This window comes from Allobosea sp. GW821-FHT12C12, from assembly GCF_058807355.1.
This window is the reverse complement of sequence record NZ_JBXAQP010000011.1, coordinates 28,828-41,284: the sequence shown is the minus strand read 5'-3', so window position 1 is coordinate 41,284 and position 12,457 is coordinate 28,828. Positions and strand designations below refer to the sequence as shown.

The following is a 12,457-nucleotide window of genomic DNA, read 5'->3' as shown; positions in this document are numbered from 1 at the left end:
CCCTCGGTTGACGACGAGGCTAGGCGAGAGGCCGGCGAGACTGTCTTCGAAGTGCCGGCCACGCACCGAGACAGTCTCGGAAGTTCGGGACGGCGCCGATAGAATCTCGGTGCGCCCTCAGCCCAGCACCGAGGCCAGGAATTCGCGGGTGCGCGGCTGCTCGGGCGCGCTGAAGATGCGCTCGGGCTCGCCCTGCTCGCAGATGCGGCCCTTGTCGAAGAAGCAGACCCGGTCCGAGACCTCGCGGGCGAAGCGCATCTCGTGGGTGACCAGAAGCATGGTGAGGTCGTGCTCGCTGGCGAGGCCGCGGATGACCGACAGCACCTCGCCGACAAGCTGCGGATCGAGCGCCGAGGTTGGCTCGTCGAAGAGCAGCACACGCGGGCGCATGGCGAGTGCGCGGGCGATGGCGACGCGCTGTTGCTGGCCGCCAGAGAGCTGGGCGGGATAATGGTCCTTCTTGTCCGCTAGCCCGACCATGGCGAGCAGGTCGACGGCCCGGCATTCGGCCTCGCCGCGCGGCAGGCCGAGCACGCGCAGCGGCGCCTCGACAACATTGCGCAGCACGGTCATGTGCGGGAACAGGTTAAAGCTTTGGAAGACCATGCCGACATGGCTGCGGATCTGGCGCAGATGCCCGTCCGAGGCCTTGAACGGCCCGCCAGCATTCGGCTCGTGATAAGGCATGCCGGCAAGTGTCAGCCGGCCCTCCTGGAAGGGCTCCAGCGTCATCAGGATGCGCAGCACCGTCGACTTGCCCGAGCCGGACGGGCCGATCAGCGTCACCTTCTCGCCGCGGGCGACGCTGAAGTTGAAGTCGTCGAGCACGGTCAGCGCGCCGAAGCGCTTGGTCACGCCGGCGAACTCGATAATGGGCGCCTGATTGGTCTCGGTCATCGCAGCGGGATCCCTGCTTTCGGCAGCGCCTTCTGCAGCCGGTGCAGGCCGGCCGAGCAGATCAACGTGAGGAGGAGGAAGATCAGGCCGACCAGGGTGAGCGGCACGAGATACTCGAAGGTGCGCTCGCCGATCATGTTGGCGAGCCCCATCATCTCGAGCACGGTGACGACGGAGAGCACCGGCGTCTCCTTGATCATGGCGACGAGGTAGTTGCCCATCGCCGGCAGGATGCGCGGCACGATCTGCGGCACGACGATGTCGCGATAGGTCTGCAGCCGGGAGAGATTCAGCGCGGTCGCCGCCTCCCATTGCCCGCGTGGCACGGCCTCGATGCCGCCGCGATAGACCTCGGAGGTATAGGCCGAATATTGCAGCCCGAGCGCGAGCGCCCCTGTGAGAAAGGCCGGCAGCGTTATCCCGTAGTCCGGCAGCACGTAGTAGAGAAAGAAGAGCTGCACCAGCAGCGGCGTGTCGCGCAGGAACTCGACGACGATCGCCGTCGTCCAGGACACTGCCGTGATGCGGCTGCGGCGCAGCAGCGCAAAGACGAGGCCGAGCACCAGCGCGATCGCAAAGCCGGCCGCGGCAGCCTGCAGCGTCACGGTGAGGCCGATCAGGATGATCGGCAGGATCGAGGATGCGTAGGTGAGCGACGTCGTCGTGTCCCATTCAAAGCCGTACATCATGGCCGGCCCCTCACGAATGCGCCGCGCGCGGGAAGGCGCCGCCGCGTCGGACCAGCCGCTCGATCAGCCGCATGATCAGCATCAGCACCAGCGACATCGCGAAGTAGCCGACCAGCGTCAGGCTGTAGACGCCGGCGCTGTCGAGGGTGAGGTTGCGGATCGACTGCGCCCGGAAGGTCAAATCGGCGATCGAGATCAGCGAGACTAGCGAGGACAGCTTCAGGGTTTCGATCGCGAGATTGCCAAAGGCCGGCATCATCTCGACCAGGGCCTGCGGCAAGGTGATGTGGATCAGCGTCTGGGCCCGGCCGAAATTCAGCGCCCGCGCCGCCTCGTGCTGCTGCACCGAGACCGATTGCAGGGCGCCGCGGACGATCTCGGAGCCATAGGCGCCGACATGGAGCGACAGCACCAAAATGCCGGTGGCGACCGGCTCGAAGCTGATCCCGACGAGCGGCAGAGCGTAATAGAACCAGAACAGCTGGACGAGCAGCGAGGTGCCGCGAAAGAGCTCGGTGTAGCAAAGCGCGACCAGCGACAGCACGCGCCCACCCTCGACGCGGGCGATGCCGGCCGCGAAGGCCGCGACGGCGCCGATCGCGACCGCCGACAAGGTGATGCCGGCGGTGATCAGCGCGCCACGCGACAATGCGGGCAGATAGGACAGCCACTCCATCCGGCAGGCTCCGCGACAGCGTTGAACATGCATGGAGCTCCGCCCGCGGCCAGGGCGGGCAGAGCGATGTCGATCAGAGACTTACTTGCCGGCGCAGAGATCCTCGACCTTGCGCTCGGCCGCCGCCTTGATGCTGGCGTCCGAGAGCCCGTAGGTGCCGAGAATCTTCTTATAGTCGTCGGTCTTGCGGAACTCGACCAGCGCGGCGTTGAAGGCGTCGCGCAGCTCCTTGTCCTCTGGCCGGAAGGCGAAGCCGCCGAAATTGCGGACCGGCTTGCCGTTGACCACCGGATCGGTGAAGGGCGCAACCTGCTCGACGTTGGCCTGGCCCTTGGCGAGCGAGGCGACGGTGAGCTCGGTCGCGGCATAGGCGTCTGCGCGGCTCTGCACGGTGGCCAGCGCATCGGCATTGGCGGTGATGAAGATCACTTGGCTGTCCTTGACGCCGACGGCACGCAGGAAGTCGATGTTGTTGGCGCCGGAGACGACCGCGACCTTGAGCGACGGGTCCTTGGCGATGTCGGCATAGGTCGTCAGCTTCTTCGGGTTGCCCTTCTTCACCAGCAGGCCCTCGCCATAGGACGAGTTTGGCTCGGTGAAGGAGACCTGTTTGCAGCGCTCCGGCGAGATGTTCTGCTCGGCGGCGACGAAGTCGAAGCGCTTGGCCTTGAGGCCCGGGATCAGCGTGCCGAACGGCGTCACCGACCAGTTGGCCTCGGCGACGCCGAGCTTCTTTAGCACGGCATTGGCGACGTCGGGGCCGATGCCAGCCGAGGTTCCGTCATCCTTCATGTAGGAATAGGGGACCTCATTGGCGGTCGCGACGCGGATATAGCCCTGATCCTTGACGTCCTTCAGGCTGGTGGCGCCGGCGGCGGCAAGGCCGGCGACGAGAGCAATGGCGGAGAGACCCGCGATCTTTGAAAACGGCATCTGCAATTCTCCTCTGGTTGATGTTTCTCCGCATGCCGATTGCTTCGGCTTCTCTGGCGTCTGCGCGCCGGCGGCTTGGCTTGGACCGGTCGCCCGGACGAACGGGTCAGGGCGCCTCCCTCAGCACGGCGAGCACCGAAAGGCAGTCGCCGGCCTTGATCAGCCCGGGGACATGGCGGGCAGCGAGGATGCCGTCCATGGCGGCCTGATATTCGGCCGGGGCGAGTCCGGTCTTCCCGACGGGATGGACCCGGGCGATCACCTCGCCGGCCCGGACGGGCTCGCCGAGGTCGTGCTCGAAGACGATCAGCCCGTCGTCCTGGGCGAAGCTGAAGCAGTCGGCCGAGGGCATGTCGAGCCAGCTTGTCGGCGTCGTCTCTGGCGTTCCCGCGAGGATGCCGGCATGCCTCAGAAGATTGCTTGCTCCGCGCCGGGCGATACCGATGCTGCGCGCGCTCGCCGTCCCGGCGCCGCCGAGCTCGGTCGTGACGAAGACCTTGCCCATCTCCTCGACGGTGGTGTCGAGCATGCCGACGGCGTCGATCTCCAGCATCTTCATCGCGTAGGGTGCCGAGAAGGCGGCGACGGCTGCAAAGCAGCGTGCTTCCTGCGCCTTGTCCGGCAATTCATGCGCGGCGGCATAGGGCAGGAAATCAAGCGTCTTTCCGCCGGAATGGAAGTCGAGGACGATGTCGGCCAGCGGCACGAGATGGCGCGTGACGTAGTCGGCGATCTTCTCGGTGATATTGCCGTCCGGGCGCCCCGGAAAGCTGCGGTTCATATTGCCCTTGTCGATCGGCGAGGTCCGCGTCCCCGCCTGGAAGGCTGGATAGTTCAACGCCGGAACGATGATCACCCGGCCCGAGATCTCGGCCGGATCGAGCGCGCGCGCCAGCTCGAACAGCGCCGCCGGCCCCTCATATTCATCGCCATGGTTCGCGCCGGTCAGCAGCGCGGTCGGCCCGTCACCGTTCGCGATCACGCAGATCGGAATCATCACCGAGCCCCAGGCGCTGTCGTCGCGGCTATAGGGCAGGCGCAGATGGCCATGCTGGACGCCCGGCGCCGAGAGATCGATCGTCGGCGTAACCGGCGAGGGGCGGGGGGAAGCGGTCAGCATCGCCTCAAGCCTTGACGAAGAGCTGGCGCGGCACGTTCGACAGGCATTCGACGCCGGTCTCAGTGATCGCGATGCTTTCGGTGATCTCGAGGCCCATATCCTCGAGCCAGAGGCCGGTCATGAAATGGAAGGTCATGCCGGGCTTGAGCTCGGTTCGGTCGCCGGGCCTCAGGCTCATGGTGCGCTCGCCCCAATCCGGAGGATAGGACAGGCCGATCGGATAGCCGGTGCGGTTGTCCTTGATGATCCCGTAGTGCTTCAGCACGGCGAAGAAGGCGTTGGCGATGTCCTCGCAGGTGTTGCCGGGCTTTGCCGCGGCGAGGCCGGCTTCCATGCCTTCAAGCGTCGCCTTCTCGGCGTCGAGGAAGGCCTGCGTCGGCTTGCCGAGGAAGACGGTGCGCGAGAGCGGGCAGTGATAGCGCCGATAGGCGCCGGCGATCTCGAAGAAGGTGCCTTCGCCAAGGCGCATGGGCTTGTCGTCCCAGGTCAGATGCGGGGCGGAGGCATCGGCGCCCGAGGGCAGCAGCGGCACGATCGCCGGGTAGTCGCCACCGAACTCGGCCGTGCCGCGAATGCCGGCATCGTAGATCTCGGCGACGAGGTCGCATTTGCGCATGCCGGGTTCGACGACCTCGACAATGCGCTGGTGCATCAATTCGACGATGCGGCCGGCCTTGCGCATGTAGTCGAGCTCGGTCCTGCTCTTGACCGCGCGCTGCCAGTTCACCAGCCCCCCGGCATCCTTGAAACGGGCATTGGGCAGATGCTTCTGCAGGGAGCCGAAGGCCGCCGCCGAGAAGTAGTAATTGTCCATTTCGACCGCGATCGAGAGCCTGTCCCAGCCGCGCTCGGCGATGATCTGCGCCAGCAGATCCATCGGATGGCGCTCGCTCGACTGCACATAATGGTCGGGATAGCCGATGATGTTGTCATGGCCGATCCAAGCGGTGCGCCTGGCGCCATTCGCATCCTGCTTGCGGCCATACCAGATCGGCTCACCGGTCGGCGGCACTAGCACACATTGATGGACATAGAACGACCAGCCGTCATAGCCGGTGAGCCAGTGCATATTCGAGGGGTCGGTGACGACCATCAGCTCGACGCCGGCCCGATCCATGGCGGCGCGGGTCTTGGCGAGGCGCTCGGCATATTCCTCGCGGGTGAAGTTCAGGGTCACGGTCACGCGGCGTCTCCCGCTTCGGCTTTGGTGTCGATGGTCTGTCCCGCGCCCGTCTCGCGGGCGCGGGCGGCGGCCAGATTGGCGATCGCGGTGTCCTGCACGCCGGTTCCGGTCAGGTCCGCCAGCGTGATCTCGTCGGTGCGGGTCCGGCCGGGGCGCTTGCCAGCGATGATCTCGCCGAGCTCGGCAAAAGCCTGATCAGCCGTAGCGAGACCGGCGCGGATCGCATAGGCGAGTTCGCCGAGCCGCCGCGTCTGGCTGAGGCGATCGGCGACATAGGTCGCGCGGGCGAGGGCGGCCGGGTCGATCTCATTCTTATGCTCGCTGTCGGAGCCCATCGCAGTGACGTGCTGGCCGGGCTCGAGCCAGTCCGCCATCAGGATCGGCTGCTCAGCCGGTGTCGTGGTGATGATGACGTCGGCGCCTCGCGCAGCGGCCCGCGGATCGGCGGCGGCGGTGACGGGAAAGCCGAGCTTGCGGGAGAGATCGCTCGCGGCCTCATCTGCCCTTTGTGGATGACGCGCCCAGATCCGTGCCTCACGGATCGGCCGCACCAGCGCCAGCGCTTCGAGCTGGAGCCGCGCCTGCATGCCGGCGCCGAAGATGGCGGCGACCGCGGCGTCCGGCCGGGAGAGATGCCGCGCCGCGACGGCTCCGGCGGCGGCCGTCCTGACATCGGTGAGATAGCCATTGTCGAGAAGCAGCGCCTCGACCAGGCCGGTCCGGGCGCTGAACAGGATCATCAGCCCGTTGAGGCTGGGCAGGCCCAGCCTGGGATTGTCGAAGAAACCGGGACTGACCTTGATGGCGAAGCCATCGAGGCCCGGCACATAGGCCGTCTTCACATCGACCTCGCCGCGGTGCTCGGGAATGTCGAGCCGGAGGATCGGCGGCATGGCGACGGGCTTGGTCGCAAGCGCCGCGAAGGCTTCCTCGACACAGGCGACGGCGCTCAGATCGAGTCCGACGATGCGGCGCAGCTCCGCTTCGGTGAGGACGAGCATACGGCTCATGCGGTAGCTCCGGAAACGATGCGCCGGTGCACGGCTTCGTCGATGTTGCGGCCGGAGAGGATGAGAGCCGCCGGGCCCTGCGGCGCGACCTTGCCGGCGAGCAGGGCGGCGATGCCGACCGCGCCGGCGCCCTCGACGATCTGATCCTCGACAAGCGCGGCATGGCGGATGCCGGCCGCAATCCCGGCCTCGCTGAGCAGCACGACCTCGTCGATCAGGTCGCGGCACAGCGCAAAGGTGACGCGGTTGGAAAGGCCGATACCGCCGCCGAGAGAATCCGCCAGTGTCTCCTCCTCGACGATCTCGACGGGGCGGCCGGCCGCGATCGCGGCTGCCATGGCGGCGCCGCGTTCCATCGAGATGCCGATGACGCGAATTTTCGGGCGCAGTGCCTTGACGGCGACGGCGATGCCCGCTGCGAGCCCGCCGCCCGAGAGCGGGATCAGCACGCAGGCGAGCTCAGGCAAATCCTCGACCAGTTCGAGGCCGATCGTGCCCTGGCCGGCGACGACGTCAGGATGGTCGAACGGCGGGATCGGAGTGAGCCCGCGCTCGGCAACCAGCCGCTCGACCTCGATTTGCGCATCGTCCTGCGAGCGGCCGACGATATGGACCTCAGCGCCCAGCCCGCGGATCGCGTCGACCTTGTTCGCCGGCACCAGCGCCGACATGCAGATTGTGGCGGCAAGGCCGAGCTCGCGGGCGGTGTAAGCGACCGCGCGGCCATGGTTGCCGGTCGACGCGGTCACGAGTCCGCGCCGACGCTGGTCTTCACCCAAGGCCAGCACTGCGTTCATCGCGCCGCGCAGCTTGAAGGCGCCGATCGGCTGGCGGGTTTCGAGCTTCAGATGGACAGACTGGCCGCACAGGCGGCTCAGGGAAGGGGAGGCGATGAGCGGCGTGCGCCCGACCCGGCTGGCTATGCGCTCGGCGGCGGCTTCGATCTCGGGCAGCGCGACGGTGGCCGGCAGCGTGGCCGGTCGATCCGTCTCGGCAGTGAAAAGACGCGGTTTGGTCACCGTCATGTCTCCCTCGCTTGTCATGCTGCGAGGGGGAAAATTTCATGTCAATTATTATATTGTCATGATTCAATTATGCCGAATATGGTCCAAAGGCGGCAATGACACGGCAAAGTGGGTCTATTCGCCGCTGCCCTCAGCCGATCGCGCCGATGTCGAAAACCGGCGGAAGCTGCTCGAAAGTCTGGCCTATTGTCGTCAGCGTCCGGGCCAGCATCTCATGACTCATCCGCCCGCCCAGGCAAATGCGGATGCCGCCGCCATGGCTGGGGCCGGCAACGAACGGATCGGACGGCGTTACCGCCACGCGCCGGTCGGCGAGCGAGCGCACCAGGCCGTCCTCGGTCCAGTGCGCGGGGACCTTGAGCCAGGCGCAGAGCGAGAGCGAATGGCTCGAGGCGACATGGCTTCCGAGCGTCTCCGCGACGATGCGCTGGCGTGCCTTTGCCTCCTCGCGCTGAACAGCGAGCAGCCTTTGCGCCGTGCCGTCCTCGACCCAGCGCGTCGCGATCTCGGCTGGCAGATAGGTGCCGCTCCAGCTCGTCACGCGCAGGATCGAGGCGGCGCGGATCGAGTATTGCGGCGGCACCACCAGATAGCCGACGCGCAGGCCGGTCAGCACCGTCTTGGTGAAGCTGGTGAGGAAAAAGCCGAGATCGGGCAGCATCGCGGTGATCGACGGCAGCGGCTCGGGGATCAGCGGCTTGTAGACCTCGTCCTCGACCACGAAGACGCCGTGGCGCTGTGCGATCTCGGCGATGGCGCGGCGGCGCTCTGGGCCGGCGACATGGCTCGTCGGATTGTTGAGCGTCGGGATGAGGACGAGCGCACGGACGCGGCCGGCGCGGCAGGCGGTCTCGAACGCATCTGGGCTGATGCCTTCCTCGTCGGTCGGCAAGCCCTTGAGGCTGAAGCCGAGGACGTTGGCGAGGCCGATGACGCCGTGATCGGTCAGGTTCTCGGTCAGCACGAGGTCGCCGGCGCGCACCACGCAGGCCAGCGCCAGGAAGAGCGCATGGGCCGCGCCATTGGTGATCAGCACGCGCTCGACTGACGTCTCGACGCCGATAGGTCCAAGCCAAAGACGCGCTGCTTCGCGATGGCGGTCGAGGCCGGCGATCGGCCGGCATGGCCGCATGAAGGCGCTGGTGTCGTCCTCGGCCAGCGCCGCCAGCGCCTGGCGCGAGGCTGCCTCATGCGCATCGAGATAGACGCCGCGCACGATCGAGAGATCGACGACTTCCGTCGGGCTGCGGTCGAGCATCAGCCGCCCGGCCTGCTCGGTGACGCGGCTCTTCACGAAGGTTCCGCGTCCGACCTCGCCGCTGAGATAGCCGAGGCGCTCAGCCTCCTTGTAGCTGAGGCTGACGGTCTGGACGGAGATTCCGAGTTCGCGGGCGAGTTCGCGATGGGTCGGCATCCGGTCCATCGGCTTCAGGACGCCGGCGTCGATATCGGCGATGATGCGCTCGGTCAGCGCTGCGTGCTTGGTCGCGCCCTTCTGCTTCGTCAGGACCGGGCGCCATTCGACGGCGTTCTCCACAACCGGGGAAAGCCTGTTGCCGGAAGGCCGGTCGGCTTGACGTAACATGGGATTGTCTCGTTCTTAGAGCGCAGCATTCATGACATTATGCACCTGCGGCTCCAGAAGATGAAGCTCGATCCCATCGACCTGAAGATCGTCGCGGCGCTGCAACGCGACGGCCGCATGACCAAGCTCAAGCTTGCCGAAACGGTGGCGCTGTCGCCGGCGGCATGCTGGGAGCGGCTGCGCCGGATGGAAGAGGCCGGCGTGATCAAGGGCTACACCGCTATCGTCGATCTGGAACCCGATGCGCCGCGAACCACTGTGATCGTCGAGATCAGCCTGAAGAGCCATCAGCAGGCGGATTTTCGCCGCTTCGAAGAGGCCGTGGCCAGGGAGCCGGCCATCGTCGCCTGCGACGCCACCGGCGGCGGCATCGACTACATCATGCGCGTGGTCACGCCCGACATCGACAGCTATCAGCGCCTGATCGACCGCCTGCTCGATCCCGCGATCGGGATCGAGCGCTACTATACCTATGTCGTGACCAAGAGCGTCCCACTCGTCGAAGCGCACTCTTTTCCGCAGGGGCACTTCCAGGTCATGAAATGAATGCAAGTGGGCACGTCGGCTTTTTGGTAATCGCCTGACGTTCACGGCCGGCCGGCATCGTTGACCTCTTCAACGGTAAGCGCGTGCGCGTTTCCGACCGCCAGGAGTTCTGGGCGAGCCCGACCGCGGAGAACGAAGCAAGGGCGACCTCGCACCTGACCTTCGCGCCTGTTGCCATCGAGCCGTCCGACCAGGAGGCGCGCAATCCCGAACAGGGCAATGACGATGACCGCAGCGATGATTTGCGCCTGCAAGGCCGCATGGGCGTACACCATCGCCGCGTAGCCGCTGGTCTGCGGGCGCGGACCGCTTCGCCAGTGGCCGATGAGGTCGAGCGCGAGCGCTCCGGCAAGGACGGTTGCCCCGGCAAGGAGAAGCAGGGCCACCAGCCCCGTGCGCCGCGCGCTGCGATCGAGAAGATGATGGGCGCCTGCGAGCAAGACGCCGCTGAGGCCGAAGGCTGCGAACGACAGCCAGGCACCCGCTGGAGACGGCAGGCCGGACCGTCGCGGCCATCCTTCGGGCGCCACCGTCCAGAGATAGAGGAAGCCGAACAGATAGGAGAGGTAGAGCGCAGCGGCGACGAGCAGCAGGATGACCATCGCCCACCAGCTGTGCGTGACTGGCCCCGAAGCGTAGGTATCGCTCGACGGATCGCCGCTGCCGTCGTGGCGCTCCCGTGATGAACCTGACCCATAGCGCATCCTTCCAACTCTGCGAAAAGTCTGCACCATCAAAACACGGGATCAAACACCTAGTCAGCTGCTCGGCCGCCCGATCAAGATCGTATTCTTCCAGGGCAGCCTCGCAGAGAATGTGCAAATTGAGGCCGATACGTTCCGCTATTTTAAAACACTGTCTGCGGCCTGACGACTTGGACGTTGCCGTCAGTCACAAAAGGCATGTCGACCGGCCACGGCGCCGCTGCTGCTTCTGCTGCTGATCGCCTATTTCGGGCTCTCCGCCATCGGACTCGATATCGGCGCGCTGCTGTCGAGCGCGCTGGCGATGACGCTTTATGCCGGCTCCTATTTCACGACGATCTGGCTCGCCGCGATCCGCGCCGTGCCGAAGGGGCAGTGGGAGGGCGCTTCCGCGCTTGGCCTGACGCGCGCGCTCAGGATGCGGCTGGTGATCCTGCCGCAGGCGCTGCGGACCGCGCTGGCGCCGAGCTGCGGCTTCGTCGTCCAGGTCATCAAGAACACCTCGCTCGCCTCGATCGTCGGCTTCATCGAGCTGACGCGCGCCGGCCAGATCGTCAGCAACGCGACCTTCCAGCCGCTGCTCGCCTTCGGCGCCGTGGCGGCGGCCTATTTCGTGATGTGCCTGCCCTTCACCCTGCTCTCCGAATGGCTGGAGCAGCGCCAGGCCCGCTCCCACTGAAACCGTGGTCCGTCAACGCAAGAAGAGGGGAAAGTGACGATGACGATGAAGTCCGGAAACTGGCTGCGCAGCCTTGTGGCCGTGATCCCGCTCGTGCTGGCCGGCGCGAGCGCCCAGGCCCAGACACTCGACGCCGTGCTCAAGCGCGGCAAGGTGCTGGTCGGGGTGAACACGGCCTCGCCACCCTTCGGCACGACCAATGCCGAGATGCAGCCCGACGGCTACGACGTCGAGATCGCCAAGATGCTGGCGAAGGAGCTCGGCGTCCAGCTCGAGATCGTGCCGGTGACCAACGAGAACCGCATCCCGAGCCTGCTGACCGGCAAGGCCGACGTGATCGCCTCGACGCTGCAGATCACGCCGGAGCGCGCCAAGTCGGTGCTGTTCACCGCGCCCTACGGCATGCATGAATCGATGGTGATCGGCCCGCCGGAGCTAAAGGTGACGCAGCTCTCCGACCTCGCCGGCAAGCGCGTCGGCGTCGCGCGCGGCTCGGCCTATGCCAATCTCATCGCCCAGGCGAACATCCCGGGCCTGCAGCTCGTCCAGTTCGCCGACGACAGCGCCAATCTCAATGCGCTCGTCGCCGGGCAGGTCGATGCGGCCGGCACGGTCTCCTATCTCGCCTCGGAGCTGAACAAGCGCTATCCCGACAAGAAGTTCGAGCGCAAGCTGACGATGACCAGCAATGTCTATGCGATGGGCGTGCGCCGCGGCGATTTCGACTTCCAGCGCTGGGTCAACACCTTCCTGTTCGTGAACATCCTGAACGGGTCCATCCCCAAGGCCTATGAGAAGTGGATGGGCGACGCCTGGAAGCCGCTTCCGGCGTTCTGATGAGATACGCAGACCGAGCGGCCCGATCGATCAGCGCCGCTCGGTCTGGGGTTGCCAATTGTGCAACATCGCGTCAATCCGACCGCCGGCAACCAGTGACAGGTGAGTCCGCTCCCAGGCGAGGCGCGAAGTTACGCCATTGGCGCTCAGGAGAGGGGCTGACCCCTGCGCTGCGGGTAGCCGATACGGTGCGGCTCGTTAGCCTGCATCAAAGACGATCGCGAAATGCAGCCTCTTTGCTGTGTGGCCTGCTTCCTCAACGAACGAAGGTGGTCAGCGGACCAGCGTCCGGCCGCTCGGAAGCGCAAGGGAGTTCAAGCACCTATCGAGCTTTGGCGGGCCGCTGACGATTATGGCGTGTCGAGACGAAAGCCGGAAGCCGGTCTGATCGGTGACCGGCGCGCGGTTTTGCCGCGGGTTGGACGAACGGGGGGATCCACGTTCAGCCAAGGCGGAAGCCGCCCTCTGCCGTTGCTGTTCTCGGTGACTTTGTAGGTAGCACTGCGGAAGATTATTCTTAGAATAATTATTATCTATGCCGTTTCACTTGCTAATGTCGCCCGGAAGATTACA

Annotated in this window: 13 protein-coding genes; 3 read left to right on the top strand and 10 right to left on the bottom strand. The window is 66.1% G+C overall.

What is annotated here, in order from left to right; translation table 11 throughout:
• Positions 1-117: 117 nt before the first annotated feature.
• The 9 genes from ehuA to ehuR form a co-directional block, all read right to left on the bottom strand.
• Positions 118-897 carry an ectoine/hydroxyectoine ABC transporter ATP-binding protein EhuA gene (gene ehuA, locus AC1RRW_RS16110; RefSeq protein ID WP_492901835.1) on the bottom strand — a complete coding sequence of 260 codons (780 nt, stop codon included), beginning with the start codon at positions 895-897 and terminating at the stop codon, positions 118-120.
• On the bottom strand, positions 894-1,586 hold the full coding sequence (gene ehuD, locus AC1RRW_RS16105; RefSeq protein ID WP_492901833.1) for an ectoine/hydroxyectoine ABC transporter permease subunit EhuD: 693 nt from the start codon (positions 1,584-1,586) through the stop codon (positions 894-896). Before ehuD ends, ehuA begins: the two co-directional genes overlap by 4 nt.
• A 10-nt stretch (positions 1,587-1,596) precedes the next feature.
• Positions 1,597-2,262 carry an ectoine/hydroxyectoine ABC transporter permease subunit EhuC gene (gene ehuC / locus AC1RRW_RS16100; protein ID WP_492901831.1) on the bottom strand — a complete coding sequence of 222 codons (666 nt, stop codon included), beginning with the start codon at positions 2,260-2,262 and terminating at the stop codon, positions 1,597-1,599.
• Positions 2,263-2,343: 81 nt separating this feature from the next.
• Positions 2,344-3,195: an ectoine/hydroxyectoine ABC transporter substrate-binding protein EhuB gene (gene ehuB / locus AC1RRW_RS16095; RefSeq protein ID WP_492901830.1), complete on the bottom strand. Its 852-nt coding sequence runs from the start codon at positions 3,193-3,195 to the stop codon at positions 2,344-2,346.
• 106 nt (positions 3,196-3,301) lie between these two features.
• Complete coding sequence (doeB, locus tag AC1RRW_RS16090; protein ID WP_492901829.1) at positions 3,302-4,315, bottom strand: N(2)-acetyl-L-2,4-diaminobutanoate deacetylase DoeB; 1,014 nt, start codon at positions 4,313-4,315, stop codon at positions 3,302-3,304.
• Between the two features lie 4 nt (positions 4,316-4,319).
• A complete protein-coding gene (gene doeA / locus AC1RRW_RS16085; RefSeq protein ID WP_492901827.1) occupies positions 4,320-5,498 on the bottom strand; it encodes an ectoine hydrolase DoeA in 1,179 nt (392 codons plus the stop codon).
• A complete protein-coding gene (gene eutC / locus AC1RRW_RS16080; RefSeq protein ID WP_492901825.1) occupies positions 5,495-6,508 on the bottom strand; it encodes an ectoine utilization protein EutC in 1,014 nt (337 codons plus the stop codon). Before eutC ends, doeA begins: the two co-directional genes overlap by 4 nt.
• Entirely contained in the window at positions 6,505-7,533 is a 1,029-nt protein-coding gene (gene eutB, locus AC1RRW_RS16075; protein WP_492901823.1) for a hydroxyectoine utilization dehydratase EutB, read from the bottom strand. Before eutB ends, eutC begins: the two co-directional genes overlap by 4 nt.
• A 130-nt stretch (positions 7,534-7,663) precedes the next feature.
• Positions 7,664-9,118, bottom strand: a complete 1,455-nt coding sequence (ehuR, locus tag AC1RRW_RS16070) for a MocR-like ectoine utilization transcription factor EhuR (protein ID WP_492901821.1) — start codon at positions 9,116-9,118, stop codon at positions 7,664-7,666.
• A gap of 39 nt (positions 9,119-9,157) precedes the next feature.
• Between ehuR and AC1RRW_RS16065 the strand changes: the two genes are divergently transcribed.
• A complete protein-coding gene (locus AC1RRW_RS16065) occupies positions 9,158-9,664 on the top strand; it encodes an Lrp/AsnC family transcriptional regulator (RefSeq protein ID WP_492901819.1) in 507 nt (168 codons plus the stop codon).
• Positions 9,665-9,705: 41 nt separating this feature from the next.
• Here AC1RRW_RS16065 and AC1RRW_RS16060 read toward each other — a convergent pair whose 3' ends face one another.
• Positions 9,706-10,266 (bottom strand): hypothetical protein, encoded by a 561-nt coding sequence (locus tag AC1RRW_RS16060; RefSeq protein WP_492901817.1) that lies wholly within the window; start codon positions 10,264-10,266, stop codon positions 9,706-9,708.
• Between the two features lie 322 nt (positions 10,267-10,588).
• Between AC1RRW_RS16060 and AC1RRW_RS16055 the strand changes: the two genes are divergently transcribed.
• On the top strand, positions 10,589-11,047 hold the full coding sequence (locus AC1RRW_RS16055) for an amino acid ABC transporter permease (protein ID WP_492902000.1): 459 nt from the start codon (positions 10,589-10,591) through the stop codon (positions 11,045-11,047).
• Positions 11,048-11,086: 39 nt separating this feature from the next.
• The gene (locus AC1RRW_RS16050) at positions 11,087-11,884 is read left to right on the top strand and encodes a transporter substrate-binding domain-containing protein (RefSeq protein WP_492901815.1); all 798 of its coding nucleotides are present in this window, start codon (positions 11,087-11,089) and stop codon (positions 11,882-11,884) included.
• Positions 11,885-12,457: the final 573 nt, after the last annotated feature.